General features: G+C 49.2%; 12 protein-coding genes and 1 pseudogene. 5 read left to right on the top strand and 8 right to left on the bottom strand.

All coding sequences use genetic code 11. The features are described 5' to 3' along the window. Positions 1-65: 65 nt before the first annotated feature. The 3 genes from aroA to gyrA form a co-directional block, all read right to left on the bottom strand. A complete protein-coding gene (aroA, locus tag C2M29_RS11000) occupies positions 66-1,346 on the bottom strand; it encodes a 3-phosphoshikimate 1-carboxyvinyltransferase (RefSeq protein ID WP_105189818.1) in 1,281 nt (426 codons plus the stop codon). Next, positions 1,346-2,428, bottom strand: coding sequence for a 3-phosphoserine/phosphohydroxythreonine transaminase (gene serC, locus C2M29_RS11005; protein WP_105189819.1), 1,083 nt, complete (start codon positions 2,426-2,428; stop codon positions 1,346-1,348). The genes aroA and serC overlap by 1 nt, the downstream gene beginning before the upstream one ends. A 114-nt stretch (positions 2,429-2,542) precedes the next feature. Beyond that, positions 2,543-5,245, bottom strand: coding sequence for a DNA topoisomerase (ATP-hydrolyzing) subunit A (gyrA, locus tag C2M29_RS11010; RefSeq protein WP_105189820.1), 2,703 nt, complete (start codon positions 5,243-5,245; stop codon positions 2,543-2,545). Positions 5,246-5,437: 192 nt separating this feature from the next. On the opposite strand from gyrA, the gene ubiG reads away from it, so the two are divergent. The 4 genes from ubiG to yfaE all read left to right on the top strand — a co-directional run bounded on the left by ubiG (position 5,438) and on the right by yfaE (position 10,455). After that, positions 5,438-6,148 carry a bifunctional 2-polyprenyl-6-hydroxyphenol methylase/3-demethylubiquinol 3-O-methyltransferase UbiG gene (ubiG, locus tag C2M29_RS11015; RefSeq protein WP_105189821.1) on the top strand — a complete coding sequence of 237 codons (711 nt, stop codon included), beginning with the start codon at positions 5,438-5,440 and terminating at the stop codon, positions 6,146-6,148. A 504-nt stretch (positions 6,149-6,652) separates the two neighbouring features. After that, positions 6,653-8,935: a class 1a ribonucleoside-diphosphate reductase subunit alpha gene (nrdA, locus tag C2M29_RS11020; protein WP_105189822.1), complete on the top strand. Its 2,283-nt coding sequence runs from the start codon at positions 6,653-6,655 to the stop codon at positions 8,933-8,935. Positions 8,936-9,002: 67 nt separating this feature from the next. Then, the gene (nrdB, locus tag C2M29_RS11025; protein WP_105189823.1) at positions 9,003-10,133 is read left to right on the top strand and encodes a class Ia ribonucleoside-diphosphate reductase subunit beta; all 1,131 of its coding nucleotides are present in this window, start codon (positions 9,003-9,005) and stop codon (positions 10,131-10,133) included. Between the two features lie 49 nt (positions 10,134-10,182). Then, on the top strand, positions 10,183-10,455 hold the full coding sequence (gene yfaE, locus C2M29_RS11030) for a class I ribonucleotide reductase maintenance protein YfaE (protein ID WP_233998409.1): 273 nt from the start codon (positions 10,183-10,185) through the stop codon (positions 10,453-10,455). 32 nt (positions 10,456-10,487) lie between these two features. On the opposite strand, the gene C2M29_RS11035 is transcribed toward yfaE, so the two are convergent. Next, positions 10,488-11,012, bottom strand: a complete 525-nt coding sequence (locus C2M29_RS11035; RefSeq protein ID WP_105189825.1) for a YaeQ family protein — start codon at positions 11,010-11,012, stop codon at positions 10,488-10,490. Positions 11,013-11,162: 150 nt separating this feature from the next. Here C2M29_RS11035 and C2M29_RS11040 point away from each other — a divergent pair, with 150 nt between their 5' ends. Continuing rightward, positions 11,163-13,538, top strand: coding sequence for a TonB-dependent receptor (locus C2M29_RS11040; protein WP_105189826.1), 2,376 nt, complete (start codon positions 11,163-11,165; stop codon positions 13,536-13,538). Between the two features lie 88 nt (positions 13,539-13,626). On the opposite strand, the gene C2M29_RS11045 is transcribed toward C2M29_RS11040, so the two are convergent. The 4 genes and pseudogenes from C2M29_RS11045 to rlmKL all read right to left on the bottom strand — a co-directional run bounded on the left by C2M29_RS11045 (position 13,627) and on the right by rlmKL (position 19,641). Continuing rightward, positions 13,627-15,372, bottom strand: a complete 1,746-nt coding sequence (locus tag C2M29_RS11045) for a DUF3466 family protein (protein ID WP_105189827.1) — start codon at positions 15,370-15,372, stop codon at positions 13,627-13,629. Positions 15,373-15,383: 11 nt separating this feature from the next. Beyond that, positions 15,384-17,294, bottom strand: a complete 1,911-nt coding sequence (gene uup / locus C2M29_RS11050) for an ATP-binding cassette ATPase Uup (protein ID WP_105189828.1) — start codon at positions 17,292-17,294, stop codon at positions 15,384-15,386. After that, entirely contained in the window at positions 17,281-17,529 is a 249-nt protein-coding gene (locus tag C2M29_RS11055) for a glutaredoxin family protein (RefSeq protein ID WP_105189829.1), read from the bottom strand. Before C2M29_RS11055 ends, uup begins: the two co-directional genes overlap by 14 nt. Further along, positions 17,522-19,641 (bottom strand): annotated as a pseudogene (gene rlmKL / locus C2M29_RS11060) (bifunctional 23S rRNA (guanine(2069)-N(7))-methyltransferase RlmK/23S rRNA (guanine(2445)-N(2))-methyltransferase RlmL). Before rlmKL ends, C2M29_RS11055 begins: the two are co-directional and overlap by 8 nt. Between the last annotated feature and the right edge of the window lie 11 nt (positions 19,642-19,652).

Raw genomic sequence — 19,652 nt, forward strand, 5'->3', positions numbered from 1 at the left:
TAACAGATCAATAAATGTATGAATGGATATGCCCGCCTAACCTAGGCCGTAAGCGGGCATGGGGATTAGCCGTGACTGACGCTGGCTAAGGTATCAAAGTAGGTTGGAAACGTCTTAGCGGTACAACCTGGGTCGTTAATGGTTACCGGCCAGCCTCCGACGGCTACCATGGAAAAACACATGGCAATTCGGTGGTCGTTATAAGTATCAATGGCCACATCGTTTAGCTGCGCCGGCGGCGTGATCTCAATATAATCATGCCCCTCCACCACTTCGGCACCGAGCTTTTTCAACTCCGTTGCCATGGCATACAAACGGTCGGTTTCTTTAACGCGCCAGTTGTAAATGTTGCGGATTGCGGTTTTACCCTTGGCAAACAGAGCTACGGTCGCAAGCGTCATGGCTGCATCGGGAATCGCGTTGGCATCGATATCGACACCATTGAGCTGCCCTTTGCGTACCACCAGCTTGTTGTCGTACCAATCGATGTCGGCGCCTACGCGTTTCATCACCTCGGCAAAACCTATGTCACCCTGCACCGACGCCTTACCGACACCGTGAATGGTGATCTCGCCACCATTAATTGCAGCCGCGGCGATAAAATAGGAAGCCGAAGACGCATCCCCTTCTACCATGATTTCACCAGGAGAGACGTACTGCTGCCCACCCTTAACATGAAAACTCTGATACTGGTTGTTGCTGACCTCAACGCCGAACTTTCGCATGACACCCAGGGTGATATCTATATAGGGCTTTGATACCAGCTCGCCCTTAATGGTGATACTTGTGTCACCACTAAACAAAGGCGCGGCCATTAATAACGCGGTTAGAAATTGGCTGGAAATACTGCCATCTATGCTCACTTCACCACCGGTCAGGGTTTGGCCTTTTATGGCCAAAGGCGGGTAATCCTGCGCTTTTAGGTATTCTATGTCGGCACCCAAGGCACGCAAGGCATCGACCAAGTGCCCGATTGGGCGCTCTTCCATGCGCGGCTCACCACCTAATTCAAACTCACCCTGGGTGGCTGCAAGTACCGCGGTTAATGGCCTGTATGCGGTACCGGCATTACCCAAAAATAACGGCTCTTCGGGCGTGTCCAGCGTGCCACCTTGGCCATGTACCAGGGCCTGAGTTTTGTCCTCACTCAGCTCAACGTTCACTCCCATCAATGCGAGCGCACCCAACATATGACGAATATCGTCGCTATCAAGCAGATTCGTTACCTTGGTGCTGCCTTGACATAAGGCGGCCAACAAGAGAATACGGTTGGACAAGCTCTTCGAGCCGGGTAACACCACTTCGCCTTGCACCTTGTTAATGGGCTCTAAGCGTAATGATTCCATTAACTGTGCTCCTGAGCGAATTGCTCCATAAAGGTCACTAAGGCCTCAATACCCGCCACCGGCATAGCGTTATAGATGCTGGCACGCATCCCACCAACAAAGCGATGCCCTTCTAGTGCAAGTAAGCCCGCCTGTTGAGAAAGAGCAAGGAAGCGCTCATTGAGGCTCTCATCATTGAGCCAAAATGGCACATTCATTAGTGAGCGACAGTCTTTTGCAACCTTGTTGCTGTAGAAATCCGACGCATCAATGTAGTCGTATAAAACTGCCGCCTTGTTCTTATTATGACGTTGCATCGCTGGCACGCCGCCTTGCTCTTCAAGCCATTTAAACACCACATCGGCCAGGTACCAGGCAAAGGTAGGTGGCGTATTATACATGCTGCCCTGCTCGGCCTCGACGGCGTAGTCTAGAATACCGGGACGCGGCACACCTGCACGCTCAAACAGAGTCTTGCGTACAATAACTATGGCCAAGCCCGATGGGCCGATGTTTTTCTGTGCCCCGGCGTAAATCACATCGAACTGATTTACATCGATTTCACGGGACAGGATCATGGACGACATATCGGCGACAATCGGTGCCGTTGGGTGGCTTGGCACATCAAATAGCTCTACCCCGTCTATGGTTTCATTAGGACAATAATGAATATAGCTGGCCTTTTCCGGCAAAGGCCATTGCGATACGGGAAGTACACCGAATTGCCCGTCTTTATCATCACGGACGTTTATTTCAACCACATCGGTGTATTTTTTAGCTTCTTTAGCGGCACCGTCGGACCAGATACCGGTATTGATATACACAGCCGGCGCATCATCGAGATGCAGATTCATGGGCACCGCGGCAAACTGGCCGCGGCCACCACCATGCATAAAGAGCACGGCAAATTCATCACTAATATTCATTAGTCGGCGCAAACGTGCCTCACACTGCTGAGCCATAGTCAAAAAAGGTTCGGCACGATGGCTTACTTCCATGACCGAGACACCCAAACCTTGCCAGTCGAGAAACTCTTGTTGTGCTTTTTGCATAACCGCCGGAGGTAACATGGCAGGACCGGCACAAAAGTTATATACGCTCATTACTTCTTCCTCATTCCACTTCGCGTACCCACACAATACTCATTGTGTGGGCTATTTAAATTGAAAATATTTTATACAGGGATTAAAAAAGCGGCCGAAGCCGCTTTTTAGAGATTACTCAGAATCTTGGTCGGGGTTGTCAACAACGACATCTGGCGTTTGCTCGCCCTGCCCTTGCTCTTCCCCCTGATCCAAAGTAACCAACTCATCTTCATCGATTTCTTCGATACGTTGTAAACCAACGACCTGCTCGCCGTCAACCGTACGGATCAAAATAACCCCTTGGGTATTACGGCCCACGGTAGAAACTTCGTTCACACGGGTACGTACCAGGGTACCACGATTCGAAATAATCATGATTTCGTCGTTATCATCCACCTGCACGGCACCGACCACAGAACCATTACGTTCGCTTACCTTAATAGATACCACACCCTGAGTCGCGCGACTCTTGGATGGGTAGTCCTCCAAGGCGGTACGCTTACCATACCCGTTTTCGGTTACGGTAAGAATGGCACCATCTGACTTAGGCACGATTAACGACACCACGCGCTGGTCGTCGGCCATCTTAATACCACGTACACCGGTGGCGGTACGACCCATTGGACGCACACCCTTGAACTTGATTTCCGGGTTGCCCTCTTCATCAAGCACAGGGTTACCGTTTTCATCAACCACTGCAGACTCTTCTGCTTCTTTGAAGCGTACAACCTTACCGGCGTCGGTAAAGAGCATGATCTCATTGCTGCCATCGGTGATATCAACACCGATCAGGCTATCGCCTTCATTGAGGTTCACGGCAATAATGCCGCTTGCACGCTGACGGCTGTAGGCGGTTAGTGGCGTCTTCTTCACGGTACCAAAGGCGGTGGCCATAAAGACAAACTTATCTTCTTCGTACTCGCGCACTGGCAAGATGGCGGTAATACGCTCATCGGCTTCCAGCGGCAACAAGTTGACGATCGGCTTACCACGTGCTGCACGGCTCGCTAGCGGCAACTGATAGACCTTCAACCAGTACAGGCGACCGGCGGTCGAGAAACACAGGATGGTGTCGTGGGTGTTCGCGACCAACAGACGCTCAATAAAGTCTTCGTCTTTCATCTTGGTAGCGGATTTACCCTTACCACCACGGCGCTGCGCTTCATAATCGCTCAGCGGTTGATACTTCACATAACCTTCGTGAGAAAGGGTTACCACCACATTTTCTTCGGTGATCAAGTCTTCCAGGCTGATATCATGAGCCGCAGCACTGATTTCCGTGCGGCGCTCATCGCCATAGGTTTCCTTGATGGTAACCAATTCATCGCGGATCACTTCCATTAAGCGCTCTGGAGAGCCTAAGATGTGCAATAGTTCCGCGATAAGCTCAAGTAGCTCTTGATATTCATCAAGGATCTTCTCGTGCTCTAAGCCAGTTAGTTTATGCAGGCGTAACTCTAGGATTGCCTGAGCCTGCTGCTCGGATAAATAGTACTGGCCATCGCGAATACCTAAGTCATCCGCCAACCAGTCTGGACGTGCAGCGTTGTCACCAGCTTTTTCCAGCATGGCTTTAACATTACCTAGTTCCCACGGGCGAGCAACAAGCGCTTGCTTGGCTTCCGCTGGTGTAGGCGACTTACGGATCAGTTCGATAATCGGGTCAATGTTGGCCAGGGCAATGGCTAAACCTTCAAGGGTATGAGCACGCTCACGAGCTTTACGCAAGTCGAATACGGTACGACGAGTCACCACTTCGCGACGGTGCAAGATGAAGGCTTCCAGCATTTCCTTGATGTTGAAACACTTCGGTTGATTACCGTCCAAGGCTACCATGTTGATACCAAAGACAGTTTGCATCTGGGTTTGGGCGTACAGGTTGTTCAGTACAACTTCACCCACTTCACCGCGCTTGATTTCAATAACAATGCGCATGCCGTCTTTATCAGACTCATCGCGCAGCGCACTGATGCCTTCGATCTTCTTATCTTTAACCAGCTCGGCGATTTTCTCGATAAGGCGTGCTTTATTCACCTGATATGGAATTTCGTGAACAATAATGGTCTCTCGACCTGTTTTTTCATCGACTTCCACTTCCGCGCGAGCACGGATATAAATCTTGCCGCGACCGGTTTTATACGCCTGTTCGATGCCTTTTTTACCATTGATAATGGCCGCCGTTGGGAAATCGGGGCCTGGTATGTATTCCATCAACTCTTCAATGGTGGTTTCTGGCTCTTTGATCAAGGCTAAGCAACCGTTGACCACCTCGGTGAGGTTATGAGGCGGGATATTGGTTGCCATACCTACGGCGATACCCGATGAACCATTGACCAACAGGTTAGGTACCTTAGTTGGCAGCACATCTGGGATCTGCTCGGTGCCATCATAGTTAGGCACATAATCAACGGTTTCTTTTTCTAGGTCGGCTAATAACTCTTGGGAAAGTTTTGCCATGCGTACTTCGGTGTAACGCATCGCCGCCGCCGAGTCACCATCCACGGAACCAAAATTACCTTGGCCATCAACCAACATATAACGCAGTGAAAACGGCTGCGCCATACGTACTATGGTGTCGTATACGGCACTGTCGCCGTGCGGGTGGTATTTACCGATGACGTCGCCCACTACACGGGCAGATTTTTTATACGGTTTGTTCCAGTCATTGCGGAGTTCATTCATGGCGAACAATACACGACGGTGCACCGGCTTTAAGCCGTCACGAACGTCGGGAAGCGCACGCCCTACGATTACACTCATGGCGTAATCCAGGTAGGAATTTTTTAACTCATCTTCAATATTAACCGGAAGGACTTCATTGGCGAGATCAGTCATTGATATCCACTTTCCTTCTTATTTGCGACAGGGTGTAATCTGCACGGACTCAGCCGAGTTTATCACCTGCCCCATTGTCGTTATTATCTCAGCCCATGCTATCACATAATTTTTATTTTTACAGGCGCTAAATCTTTGCGATTTCACAAAATCCCCCCGTATAATGGCCTCAGACAAACGAGGAAGTTTTTTATGACCGAACATCAAAATGTAGATACGGATGAAATTGCCAAATTTGAAGCCATTGCACAGCGCTGGTGGGATCTTGATGGTGAGTTTAAGCCCTTGCACGAGATCAACCCCCTGCGCCTAGACTTTATCGCTCAACATGCCAATGGCCTGGCCGACAAAGAAACACTCGACATAGGTTGTGGTGGTGGCATTCTCGCCGAGAGCATGGCCAAGCTCGGCGCTAAGGTCACGGGTATCGATATGGGTCGTGAGCCTCTTAATGTCGCGAAACTGCATAGCCTGGAGTCGGGAGTTAAGGTTGACTATCAACAAATCACCGCCGAACAGTTTGCCGCCGAGCATCCTGAGCGCTTCGATGTGGTTACCTGCATGGAAATGCTCGAGCATGTTCCGGACCCACAGTCTGTTATTGCCAGCGCCGCCGCCCTGGCCAAACCCGGTGCTCAGGTTTACTTCTCTACATTGAACAAAACCGCCAAGGCTTACTTATTTGCGATTGTTGGCGCCGAGAAGTTGCTTAAGCTGGTGCCGGAAGGTACTCACGACCATAAAAAGTTTATCCGCCCATCGCAGCTTATCCAATGGGCAGAACAAGCCGGCTTAAAAGTGCGTCACAGTGCCGGACTAAGCTATAACCCGCTAAGCAAGCAATACACCCTCGGCCGGGACTTGGATGTTAATTACCTTTTGCACTTTGAAAAGCTGGCGTAAATAAAGCGTAGTAAATCCGACTGGTGTTTTTCAAAAGTACGCATACACTATATCTGGTGGTTTGTTATTTTTTAAACACCAGATATAGTGAAAATGTGAAATTCATATGATGAAAAGATGGTCGACTTGATGATAAAAAACCCAGTCGGTTAGACTTGGAAAAAATCATTAAATTTGTGTTTTTTGACGTTGATTTTCGCCGACCGACAGCGTTAAAAATGTTTGAAGGTTAACGGTTACTAACTGCGGCAACTTATCCACAGATTGTCACAGTTTGAGCCTCTTGCAAATACACGCAGACCCCACTATCTTGTGAATCACAGTGATGAAAACACCATATCTAGTGTTTAAATCTTACACAGCTATAAATGCTTGGTAGCCGTGGGCGATGGCGCAAAGCGAAGGTATGCTTAGACGTAGTAAATACATCGCCTGCTATAGCTGAAAAAGACATCTTTAACAGCTGTGCGCTAATACAATTAATTATAATTACGGGCAATAACTATGACTCAACAGTTATCTGTTAGCAAACGCGATGGACGTAAGGAAGCGTTGGATTTAGATAAAATTCATCGTGTCATTACTTGGGCTGCCGAAGGGCTCAATAATGTATCTGTATCTCAGGTAGAACTTAAGTCCCATATTCAATTCTATGACGGCATTCGCACCGAAGATATTCACGAAACGATTATCAAGTCGGCGGCGGATTTGATCTCAAAAGATACGCCTGACTATCAGTATTTGGCAGCGCGTCTGGCTATTTTCCATCTGCGTAAAAAAGCCTATGGCCGTTTTGAGCCACCTAAGCTGTATGATCATGTTGTTAAGCTCGTTGAAGATAAGCGTTACGACCAGCATTTACTTACCGACTACACTCAGTCTGAATTTGAGCAGATGGATCAGTTTATCGACCATAGCCGCGATTTAAACTTCAGCTATGCCGCCGTTAAGCAGCTAGAAGGTAAGTACCTGGTACAAAACCGCGTCACCGGCGATATCTATGAAAGCGCGCAGTTCCTGTATATGTTGGTAGCGGCCAGCCTATTCTCGGATTACCCAAAAGAAACGCGTCTTGATTATGTGAAGCGTTTTTACGACGCTGTTTCTCAATTTAAGATCTCACTACCAACGCCTATTATGTCTGGCGTACGGACGCCGACGCGTCAGTTTAGCTCGTGCGTCCTAATCGAATGTGCCGACAGCCTAGACTCGATTAACGCCACCTCTTCGGCGATCGTTAAATACGTATCGCAACGCGCGGGTATCGGTATCAATGCCGGTCGTATTCGCGCCTTAGGCAGCCCAATTCGCAATGGTGAAGCATATCACACCGGTTGTGTGCCATTTTATAAGCACTTCCAAACCGCGGTTAAAAGCTGCTCACAGGGCGGTGTGCGTGGTGGTGCCGCTACCCTGTTCTACCCACTTTGGCACCTAGAGGTTGAAAACCTGCTGGTACTTAAGAATAACCGGGGTGTTGAAGACAACCGTGTTCGTCATCTCGATTACGGTGTGCAGTTTAACAAGCTGATGTATACCCGTTTGATCAAAGACGGTTTCATTACCCTGTTTAGTCCCTCAGATGTACCGGGTTTGTATGATGCCTTCTTCGAAGATCAGGAACTGTTCGAGCAGCTTTATGTGAAATACGAGCAGGACGAGTCGATTCGTAAGAAGCGCATTAAGGCCGTTGAACTGTTCTCAATGTTCTTGCAAGAACGAGCCAGCACAGGTCGTATTTACCTGCAAAACGTTGACCACTGTAACACCCATAGCCCGTTTGATGCCAAGGTAGCGCCGATCCGTCAGTCTAACCTGTGCCTGGAAATAGCCCTACCTACCAAGCCGTTAAACGATGTTAACGACGACAGCGGTGAAATTGCACTGTGTACCTTGTCGGCCTTCAACCTAGGTGCCATCAAGTCACTGGATGAGCTTGAAGAACTTGCCGAGCTGGCGGTACGCGCCCTTGATAATCTATTAGATTACCAAGAGTACCCGGTACCGGCCGCCTTCAATGCCACCATGGGCCGTCGTACCCTGGGTGTGGGCGTGATTAACTTTGCCTATTACCTTGCTAAAAACGGCAAGCGTTATTCAGACGGCAGCGCTAATGCTCTTACACATAAAACCTTTGAAGCGATTCAGTACTATCTGATGAAAGCATCAAACGAGTTGGCCAAAGAAAAAGGCGCCTGTCCTAAGTTTAACGAGACCACTTATGCGCAGGGTATTATGCCTATCGATACCTATAAGAAGGATCTTGATAGCGTCTGTGATGAACCGCTGCACCTGGATTGGGATGGCCTGCGCGAGAGCATTAAAGCTTATGGTATGCGCAACTCGACGCTGTCTGCACTTATGCCGTCGGAAACCTCGTCGCAAATTTCTAACGCGACTAACGGTATTGAACCACCGCGCGGCCATATCAGCGTTAAGGCGTCTAAAGACGGTATCCTTAAGCAGGTTGTGCCCGAGTATGAGCGCCTGAAAGATCAATACGAGTTGCTGTGGGACATTCCATCGAACGATGGCTACCTGCAACTAGTGGGCATTATGCAAAAATTCGTTGACCAGACGATTTCGGCCAACACCAATTATGATCCGAACAAGTTCGAAGGCGGCAAGGTGCCGATGAAGCTCTTGCTCAAAGATCTACTCACCGCCTACAAACTGGGTGTGAAGACCCTGTACTATCACAATACCCGTGATGGCGCAGCCGACGCCCAAGACGAGTTTAAGCCCCAGGCCGATGATGGCTGTGAAGGCGGCGCTTGTAAGATATAATAATTAAGCGGGCGGCTTTCTAGCCGCTTCGCTTTGTTGTTCGACCCTGATTTGAGATCCCACGACTATGTCATACTCCACCTTTAGCCGTAATCGTAATGACCAATTAAAAGAACCTATGTTCTTTGGACAAACGGTGAACGTATCGCGCTATGACCAGCAAAAATACCCTATTTTCGAAAAGCTAATCGAAAAGCAACTGTCTTTCTTTTGGCGCCCTGAGGAAGTGGATGTCAGCAAAGACCGCGTTGACTTTCAATCTCTGCCCGAGCATGAGCGTCATATCTTCTTGAGCAACCTGAAGTACCAGACTTTGCTCGACAGTGTGCAAGGCCGTTCACCGAACGTGGCCCTGCTGCCCATCGTTTCTCTACCTGAGCTAGAAACCTGGATTGAAACCTGGGCCTTTAGTGAAACCATTCACAGTCGCTCGTACACCCATATTATTCGTAACGTAACCCAATCTCCGGAAGTCATTTTCGACGATATCGTCACCAATGATAAAATCAACGAGCGCGCAGAAGAAGTAACCCGTTATTATGACGACCTTATTCATCTAACGTCGCTTTATAACCTCTATGGCGAAGGTCAACACACGGTCAATGGCGAGGTGATTGATGTCTCCTTGTACGAACTGAAAAAGCGTTTGTACCTGGCCATAATGTCGGTGAATATCCTCGAAGCGATCCGTTTTTATGTGTCCTTTGCCTGCTCCTTCGCCTTTGCCGAGCGCGAATTGATGGAAGGCAATGCTAAAATCATCAAGTTGATCGCTCGTGACGAAGCCCTGCATCTGTCGGGTACTCAGCATATGCTCAACATTATGCAAGAAGGCAAGGACGACCCACAAATGGCCGAAATAGCAGCCGAATGCCGCGAGCAAGCCATTCAAATGTTCGTCGATGCCGCCGAGCAGGAAAAGGAATGGGCCGAATACCTGTTTAAAGACGGTTCCATGATAGGTCTGAATAAGGACATTCTGTGCCAATACGTGGAATACATCACTAATGTGCGCATGAGCGCGGTAGGTCTGCCGGCTAAGTTTGCTACTCAGAGTAACCCTATTCCGTGGATCAACTCTTGGTTGGTGTCTGATAACGTTCAGGTCGCACCACAAGAGGCAGAGATAAGCTCTTACCTAGTCGGTCAAATCGACTCCGAGGTGGATGCCAACGACTTTGGCGACTTCGACCTGTAAACATATCAGGGCTCGTTTTGAGCCCACTTTTCCTCATACCAATAAGCCCGTGTGCAAAACAACAGCCTCAAACATTATCTTTAACGGCAAAACGCTCAGTCACAGCGCGGATAGCCCGTCTATCCTGCACAGCCTGGAGCGCCAAGGTGAAACCCCTGCCTACCAGTGCCGCGAGGGTTTTTGTGGTGCCTGTCGCGCGACCCTAAAACAAGGCGCAGTCCAATATAGCCATGAGCCTTTAGCCTTTGTTCGCGATGGCGAAATTCTGCTGTGTTGCAGCACGCCCGATGGCGATGTGGTTATTTCCAGCGACGACTTATAGCAAAAATAAACCTCATTATATTAAACCGGGCTTTATGGCCAACTGATCTGCACTTGCGAGCTCACATAGCAATCCGCGGTAGTGATACTGAGCTGATCACGGTCAACACACACATCCCAATGTAAAGAGCGCGCTAAGACCACTTCTAAGGCATTCACAAAGGCCGATTCCAAGGCAATAATTTCAGCACTACCATGACTTAATTGCCAGGCACTGAGCTCATCGGAAATGGGAATGGTGGTGATCACATACAGGGTTTGAGCACGGTTAAAAATCTTCGTTAATTCATCGCAATTGTCATTAAAAACCTCAATGACCAGTTCATAATCGTCATGGAGATCATAGGCGACAATATCGACTTGCGGTTTTTGCTTGCTCTCACACAACACCAGATCATGGCGATAAGCGAATAAGCAAAAGCCGATTAAACGCAGAATAAAATGGTCAAGCAGTTCTTCGTCTCTGCGTGCAGTAGTAAAGTGCTCGTTAAGCTGACAATGATGGACATTGTCGACAATCGCAAAATGAGCTTTAAATACCCGTCCTCTGTCGCTCATGATAAAGCTGCTTACGCTGGCTACTCAATAGCAATAAGTATAGTGTAATCTTCGTCATTCATTTTTTAATTAAGTTATACTATAACATTATTGTGCTGCATTATTTTATAATGTTATAGTATCACCATTGTTAGTTAACGGATTTTAATTATGTTTAAACCAGCCGCATTATCCTGTGCCATCGCCGCCCTACTAGGCTCGGCGAATGCCTTCGCTGGCACTGTTTCTGGCCGCATCATCGACGAGCAACAGCAACCCTTAAGTGACGTGGTCATTCACTACCATGGTAAGCAACATAGTGTACGCAGCGACCTGCAAGGCCGTTTCACCATCGAGTTAGACCAAGCCGGACAATTACATTTCAGCAAAGAAAACTACATAGATAAACACCTGGACGTTAGCAGCGATACGCAGCAACTGGATATCATGCTCAGTGCTGCTGCGATTGAAACCGTGGTGATCTACGCATCCGGTTTAGACAAAAACAACCTCGACATGGTGTCGCCTGTTTCCGTGCTCAGCGGCGATGAACTGCGCGATCGCGCACAACCGACCTTAGGCGAAACACTCAAAGGCTTGCCGGGCATTAATGCCAGCTATTTTGGCCCTGTGTCATCCAGCCCTGTGATCCGAGGCTTAGACGGCCCACGAGTTAAAATCACTCAAAACGGCCTGGACAGTGGTGATGCTTCTCGGGTCGGACCGGATCATGCAGTGGCCACCGAGTCCATCGTGGCCGAACAGATCGAGGTATTACGAGGCCCGGCCACTCTACTGTATGGTTCAGGTGCCATCGGTGGTGTGGTCAATGTGGTCGATAACCGCATTCCTACGGATCGCATCAACGGCTATCAAGGTGCGGCAGAATACAGCCATGACACGGTTTCCAACACCAACACCTATGCCGGTAAATTCACCTCAGGTTATGATGGCTTTAATTTCCATGTCGATGGCAGCGATCGCGTTGGCCATGACTACGAGACGCCAACCTTCACCCTTGAAGAAGATGGCGAACTAGAGCGCCATGACACGGTTGCCAACACCTTTATCGACAGCGCCACCGTTAATATCGGTAGCAGCTATGTCAGCGAGCACTGGACCCTAGGCCTTTCCTACGGGACCATAGAGAGTGACTACGGTGTTCCCGCCCATGCCCATGATCACGGCCACGAAGACGAGCACGCCCATGAAGGTGAGCTTGATGGCCATGATGAAGGGGAGCATGAAGGCGAAGAAAGAGTATTTGCCCGCATGCAGCAAGATCGTTGGCAGGCCCTGGCTAGCTATTCCTTCCATGACAGCTTTGTTGAAGCCCTGACCCTTCGTGCCGGATACAGCGATTATGAGCATGGCGAAATCGAAGGCGCAGATGTAGGCACACTTTTTAGCAATACCAGCCGTGAAGCACGACTAAATGCCAAACATCGCCTTGGTCTGTGGCATGGTACCCTTGGCTATCATTACAGTGATTCCGATTATCGCGCCGATGGTGAAGAAGCTTTCACTCCAGCAACAAAAACCAAGGTGCACGCCCTATATCTATTGGAAGAGCGCGAATTTGCACGCTGGACTCTGGAATTGGGTGCGCGTATCGAAGATTATCAGTTAGACAGTGAGATAAGTGACGAAGCCGGCCATCACGACCATGAAGAAGAAGTGGGCCATGAAGAGTCAACGACCACCTATGAGTACAGCGACACCAACTTAAGCCTGTCACTTGGTGGTATTTGGAATTACCAGGATGGTTACGCTCTGGCATTAAGCCTATCGCGTTCAGAGCGGGCACCTTTAACCGGTGAGCTCCTTGCCAACGGCACCCATATTGCGACCGGCACCTATGAGCTGGGTCTGGCCTATCACATTGAAGATGGCGAAGCCCATTTTAAAGGCGATGATATCGCCCAAGAAACCGCGACCAATATCGATTTTAGCTGGCGTAAGTTTGTTGGCGACTTTGGTTTTAACTTCAGCGCATTCTACAACGATGTAGACAATTTCTATTATCAGGAAAATACTGGGCTAGTGTTCGACCATGACGGTGGATTTATCGACGCAGCTCTCGCCGATGACGATGCCCTTGCCGTGTATCAGTATCGCAGTGGTGATGCCGAGCTATATGGTTTTGAATTCGATGCCCACTATGCCTTATCGGCAAACTGGCAAATCAAGGGTTTTGCCGACTCGGTTACAGCCAAACTCAAAGATGGCGACCACCTGCCACGTATCCCGGCGGCAAAAATCGGCTCCCAGTTAAGTTATCAATTTGAGGATTGGGACTTCGCTCTGGTAGCTACACATTACCTGAAACAAAACGACATCAGTGCGTTCGAAACTGAAACCGATGCTTACACCTTGGTCGACTTTAAGGTGAACTATAACTTTAGCCTTGGCCAGTTCGATGGTGTGGCCTATTTACAAGCACAAAACCTCGGAGATGAGCTCGGCTTTGTGCATACGTCCTTTATCAAGGATGAGGCCCCTTTACCCGGGCGCAACTTCCGCCTAGGGATCAGAGCCTACTTCTAACTAGGCTCACCACCGTTAAAAGCGGATGGTATAAGCGTAACAACAAAAAGGCCCTGTCGAAACAGGGCCTTTTTATTTATGATGCTGATTACTTGAAGCGGCGTCTCAGTGCCAATAAAGGTAGAGTCAATAGGGCCAACCAGCCGAGCGAGCCGCTTTGGCGCTCATAGGTATCAGCCGCTTCCGGCGGACATTCTTCAATTTCGCCACCGGCAATCGGGCTTAGTTTCACCGGCGTGGCCACACTTTCATACAGTACCTTACCCGAATCATCCACTTCGACTTCACCACGAGCATTCAGCTTTTCTTTGGTTTTAGTGGCAACACCGTAGATGATGCCGTCATCATCGATGGCGGTGGCTTCAGCAAAGTTATAAGGGTAGTTACTTTCGCCATCGATATCATAACAAGGCAATAGGTCATTGATATTGGCAATCTTGTCATCACCCACACTATAGATAAAGCCTTCACGACGACGACTGGTTGAGTTCACAACATCAACTTCACCTTCCCCTATAATCACGCCATTGGCATTGATGGCACGGGCTACCGAGCTGGAGCTAACAAAGTAATCACTTGGGAACACCGTTTGACCCGTATTGATATCATGGTAGAAGAACTTGGTCGTGGCACGCCCTTCAATGCGTTTAGAACCAAACCCGGTAATGATCCCTTCGTCATTGATGGCTACTGCTTTACCGTCGAACCAATCATCTTTCTGATCTAATAGCTCTATTACCTCACCATCTTTAAACAATACCGGTAAGGTACTAATTCTATCTTCATTATCGTATTTTCGTACATGAGAATAACCGACGGCAATACCTTGGCTATTTACCGCTAAGGCCATAGAAACAAACGCATTGTCATCATCTTCTTTAGGTACCAAGCCGAGGCCAAGCTCCTTGGTTTCAACCGTGTTCAAATCGGCATCCAGCGTCCAAATTACTGCTCTGCGGTCATACATACCATTAAGAGTGTTACCTGACGCTACATTCTCCAGACGCCATACACACACGGCAATGGGCTCGTCTTCACCATCGCAACGATCATCGTAGTCTTCCTGGCGATCAGCGGGGACACCGATAGAAGAACTACCAACCACATAGTAACCCCCATCCGGGCGTTGCACTATGTCGGAAGCCGTACTGGTGCCACCGTAAAGGTCCGAGATGGGTTGTAACGTGCGTACTTCGCCACTAGGTGAAACTACCACACCACGCGAGCGATAATCTCGAACAAAGAAGGTTTCCGGCTCGTCTTCACCCTGAGGCGTAAACTCGATTTTTTCATAAGGTGCCGAGCCACTGCCGACACGCACACCATCTTCGCTAATAGCATTATATAAATTACTAACACTGCGGGTATAGCCATCGTAATCAGTAGAAGGCTGATCCAGTAATACCTGCTCAACCGCCGGGCTCGGAGTAAAATTTACCGCAACCACATCGGCAAGCTTCTGCCAATTCTCATCGCCATTGGCATTTGCCAAAAAGTTCAGCATAAAAGTTAAGGCATCGGCGTTTAAATCACCCGCAGCGATATCATCCAGGGTAAAAGTAATTTCCTTGTCAATAGCATCGAATTCACGTTTTTCCCAGTTGTCATAGGCGCGCGTAATCGCGCTCTCGGTAAAATCAATATAACTAACGTCGATGGGGAGATTATAAAGACCACGGGCCTGGCCGATAACTTCGCCGTTATTATTGGCATCAACAATGTAGTGGTGTTTTGCACTCGCCAAGGTACTGAGTTCTTCTAGTTGATATACCGCGGCTTGCGCGCTGGCACTGAGGCCGGCAACTATGCTCAATGCAACTAAGGATTTTTTCATCTTCTTCCCTACTACTGATTTTGTAATTCTTCGAGTTCTTCCCAACGGGCGAACGCAGCTTCAAGCTTCGACTCAAGCTCTGCCAATAGGTTCAATTTGGCAGTAGTTATTTCATTGTCTTGCTTAAAAAAGTCACTACTATTGACCTCTTGCTGCAAGCTGTCAATAGCTTCTTCGAGTTCTTCTACCTGATTAGGCAATTGTTCTAACTCGCGTTTGTGCTTGTACGAGAGTTTATTGGCTGATTTTTGTTTAACCGCCTTGGGCGCCTCAACGGCGGCTTTCTGAGCTTGTTTTTTCTCTGCTTCTTGTGCCGCTGTCACCTGCTGTCTGTACGCTTCGTAATCGCTGTAACCACCGACGACCTCGGTAATTTTACCATTGCCATCGAAACCCCAGACACTGGAGCAGGTGTTATCGATAAACTCCCGGTCGTGACTGACGATCAATACGGTGCCTTGATACTGGTTTACGATTTCTTCCAATAATTCAAGTGTCTCAATATCGAGGTCATTGGTCGGTTCATCGAGTACCAATACATTAGAAGGCTTTAAGAAGATTTTGGCTAACAACAAGCGGTTTTTCTCACCGCCGGAAAGCGCCTTAACCGGGGTTCGAGCCCGTTTAGGCGGAAATAAAAAGTCTTGTAAATAGCCCAGCACATGGCGGCTGCGACCACCAATCTGCACCTCTTGCTTCCCATCGGCCACGTTGTCTTGGACACTGGCTTCTTCATCAAGCTTGGCGCGATACTGATCGAAATAAGCAATTTCGAGGTTTACCCCCTGCTTAAGCTTACCGCTATTGGGTTGTAACTGACCGAATAATAGTTTTAACAAGGTCGTTTTACCAACACCATTGGGCCCGACTAAACCGACTCGGTCACCACGCATTAGTAAGGTCGAGAAATCATCTACAATCACCTTATCGCCAAAGGCGTGGCAAAGGTGCTGAGCCTCGGCCACCAGTTTACCGGAGCGGGTCGCGGTTTCGATGTTTAAGTCCACCTTACCCACTTGCTCGATACGCTGTTTGCGCTCTTGGCGCAATGATTTTAGTGCCCTGACTCGCCCCTCATTACGGGTACGACGGGCTTTAATGCCCTGGCGTATCCAGGCTTCTTCTTCGGCGAGCTTTTTATCAAACTCGGCGTTTTGCTGCTCTTCCACCTTTAAATCATGAGCCTTTCGCTCTAAGTAGGTGGCATAGTCGCCTGGGTAAGAGACCAGTAGACCTCGGTCTAAATCAAGAATACGGGTTGCCAAGGCACGTATAAAAGCACGGTCGTGGGAAATAAAGACGATGGCGCCCTTAAATTCTTTTAAAAACTGCTCTAACCACTGCACCGAGGCCACATCCAGATGGTTGGTGGGCTCATCAAGCAGCAATAAGTCTGGCTCACCTACAAGAGCCTTGGCCAGTGCAACCTTACGCAGCCAACCGCCGGATAAGGTAGCAAGCATGGCATCGGCTTCCAGTTGCAATTGCCCCAGTACCAGCTTAATTTTGGACTCAAAACGCCAGCCATCTTTGGCCTCGATTTCTGCGGAAATGCTAGCTAAACGCGCCAACGCTTTTTCATCCTCGGCGTCGTCTGCTAAGGCGGCGTTGAGATTGTGAAATTCCTTAAGCAAACGCGCTAAGGCAGGCAATCCATCGGCGACGTAATCGAATACGGTACCGTCGCTGTCACGAGGGGGATCTTGCTCTAAGCGGGCAATTTTAAGCTCGCCTACCTGGTTAATATCACCATCATCAAGCAATACATCACCGCTAAGCACCTTTAAAAATGTTGACTTACCGGCGCCATTGCGGCCCACCACACATACTCGCTCGCCTTGCTCGATAACGGCGTTGGCGCCGTCGAGTAAAGGATGTGTACCATAGGCTAGTTGCCCGTTTGTTATTCTAATTAGATCCATACTGCTTAATCAATTCGCTGATTGCCTGCTGGTCGAAAGGCCACCCCAGCTCGGCCTGTGGTTCATGTGCCAAAGCCAGCACCGGGATGCGTACCTGATACGCTTCAAGCCATTGTGGCTGATCGATAATATCGCGCAGCTCTATGACGTCGACATCCGGGTGCTGTTGTAATAAGGCCTGCGCCTGCTCGCACAGGTGGCAGCCATCGGTATGATACAACACCACCTTAGCCATGGCGGATCACCCAGGCATTGTGAATATGTTTATTACGTGCAAAATCAGGCGACTGAGTCTGCTCAGTGATGTTTTCACATACTAAACCTTGCAACGCCAAGGCATCGACATCCATCTTAAAGCCGCGCTTATTATTTGAAAATAGCAAGGTGCCCTGCTTGGCAAGCAGCTTAGCCGCATCCTTGATCAGCGTCACATGGTCTCGCTGAACATCAAAACTATCGCGCATGCGTTTTGAGTTAGAGAAGGTGGGCGGGTCTAAGAAGATCAGGTCGTACTCGCCTCGGGTGCGCTTTAGCCATTCGATACAGTCGCCCTGTTCAAAACGGTAGCGCGGGCTTTTCAAATTATTGAGGGCAAAGTTGCGCTGTGCCCACTGTAAATAGGTTTTCGACATATCTACTGTGGTCACCGACTTGGCACCACCGAGCGCCGCCTGCACCGATGCGGTACCGGTATAGGCAAACAAGTTAAGTACACGTTTACCCTGGCTGAGTTCGCGTACCCGCTTACGGGCAAGGCGATGATCGAGGAAGATGCCGGTATCGAGGTAATCAAATAGGTTCACCTCAAATTTAGCGCCATATTCACTGATCACCTGGGTCTTCCCTTGGGAGCCCTGGGTTTGATACTGGCTGTCGCCTTTTTGTTTACGGCGCTCCTTTAGAGCAACCTGCGCAGGGGCAATGTCTAAGGTCTCACAGGTGAGCATAAGCACATCCTGAAGACGCTTTTGCGCGACATTGGGGTCAATATTTTTCGGCGCCGCGTATTCATAAATTACCGCGCTGTGCTGATAAACATCGACGGCCACATTGTATTCCGGGATATCGGCATCGTAGAGACGATAGGCACTGATCTCATCGCTTTTCAGCCACTTCTTTAGGGCCTGACGGTTTTTCTTAAGGCGGTTGGCAAAGGCCACCGACTCTTCAAAATGCAAGGGTGTTTTGCTCTCGCTTTGCCCCTGGGTTTGTTGCTCGGTAATGTCATACAGTGCCAACAAGGTATCGAGTGGGCCGTTTTTAAACTTGTATTGCTTGTGTTTAACCAGTTTGAACAGCTTGAGCATTTCCGGCTCGCTGATCAAAAGCGCCGCACGCCAGTGGCAAAAGTGTTGTTTTAACTGGTGACCCATTTGGCGATACAGAGCGACTATCTCCGCCATTGAGCCCAGGCGTTCGCCGTAAGGCAGGTTAGCCAACAACACCCCAGGACGTTTAGCCGGAGCCTTCATATCGGCCAGATCGCCGACGGCAAAGTCGATGCATTCGCTAACGCCGGCGTTAACGGCGTTCTCTTGCGCCTTTTTAATCACCTGAGGGTTGATATCACGACCGATTAGCCAAGGTTTTACGTCGTCGTTAACTTGATCTTTTATGCTTTGTTTAAGCTCTTTGAATTAGCGAGGCGGAAGCTTGGCAGGCGCTCGAAGGCAAAGCCTTGACGGCTTAAGCCCGGTGCTTTGTTTTGCGCCATGAGCGCCGCTTCGATAAGCAAGGTACCCGAACCACAGGTCGGATCGAATAAGGGCTTGCTGGTGTCTTCCAGCCAACCGCTGCGCATTACTAATGCGGCGGCCAGGTGTTCTTTTAACGGTGCCTTACCCTGGGCACTACGATAACCACGCTGCGACAGGCGCGGGCCTGAATAGTCGATATACAGGGTGAGCTTATCGCGATTAAGTTTGGCAACCATGCGTACGTCCGGCGTTTCTTTGCTAACGCTGGGACGGCGCTCATAGAGGTCATAGAAATAGTCACAAATGGCGTCTTTGATCACCAAGGCACCGAACTGAGTGTTTTTTAACTGGCGGTTGGTGCCGCTGAATTCAACCGCAAACGATTGATCCGGACCGAAAAACTCCTGCCATGGCTGAAAACGAGCAAAGTTATACAGGGCTGTTTTATCTTCGATGTCGCTTCCTTGTTGCAACACCAGCATGACTCGGGTGGCCAAGCGTGTGCACAAGCAAATCTTTTGCGCCGTTAAACTATCGGCGGTGAACTCGACGGCTCCGACCCGCTGTTTATTAACCTCAGCACCTAGATCGGTGAGTTCTTGTTGTAGAAGTTGTTCGATGCCAATGGATGTAGAAGCGACAAATTGCAAGGTGACTTTCC

The organism is Pseudoalteromonas sp. T1lg48, from assembly GCF_002964785.1.
Lineage (GTDB): Bacteria > Pseudomonadota > Gammaproteobacteria > Enterobacterales > Alteromonadaceae > Pseudoalteromonas.

What these genes read in the sequence shown, in the direction of transcription:
- aroA (WP_105189818.1), bottom strand. Translation starts at nt 1,346, where the DNA reads ATGGAATCATTACGCTTAGAGCCCATTAACAAGGTGCAAGGCGAAGTG.
- serC (WP_105189819.1), bottom strand. Translation starts at nt 2,428, where the DNA reads ATGAGCGTATATAACTTTTGTGCCGGTCCTGCCATGTTACCTCCGGCG.
- gyrA (WP_105189820.1), bottom strand. Translation starts at nt 5,245, where the DNA reads ATGACTGATCTCGCCAATGAAGTCCTTCCGGTTAATATTGAAGATGAG.
- ubiG (WP_105189821.1), top strand. Translation starts at nt 5,438, where the DNA reads ATGACCGAACATCAAAATGTAGATACGGATGAAATTGCCAAATTTGAA.
- nrdA (WP_105189822.1), top strand. Translation starts at nt 6,653, where the DNA reads ATGACTCAACAGTTATCTGTTAGCAAACGCGATGGACGTAAGGAAGCG.
- nrdB (WP_105189823.1), top strand. Translation starts at nt 9,003, where the DNA reads ATGTCATACTCCACCTTTAGCCGTAATCGTAATGACCAATTAAAAGAA.
- C2M29_RS11035 (WP_105189825.1), bottom strand. Translation starts at nt 11,012, where the DNA reads ATGAGCGACAGAGGACGGGTATTTAAAGCTCATTTTGCGATTGTCGAC.
- C2M29_RS11040 (WP_105189826.1), top strand. Translation starts at nt 11,163, where the DNA reads ATGTTTAAACCAGCCGCATTATCCTGTGCCATCGCCGCCCTACTAGGC.
- C2M29_RS11045 (WP_105189827.1), bottom strand. Translation starts at nt 15,372, where the DNA reads ATGAAAAAATCCTTAGTTGCATTGAGCATAGTTGCCGGCCTCAGTGCC.
- uup (WP_105189828.1), bottom strand. Translation starts at nt 17,294, where the DNA reads ATGGATCTAATTAGAATAACAAACGGGCAACTAGCCTATGGTACACAT.
- C2M29_RS11055 (WP_105189829.1), bottom strand. Translation starts at nt 17,529, where the DNA reads ATGGCTAAGGTGGTGTTGTATCATACCGATGGCTGCCACCTGTGCGAG.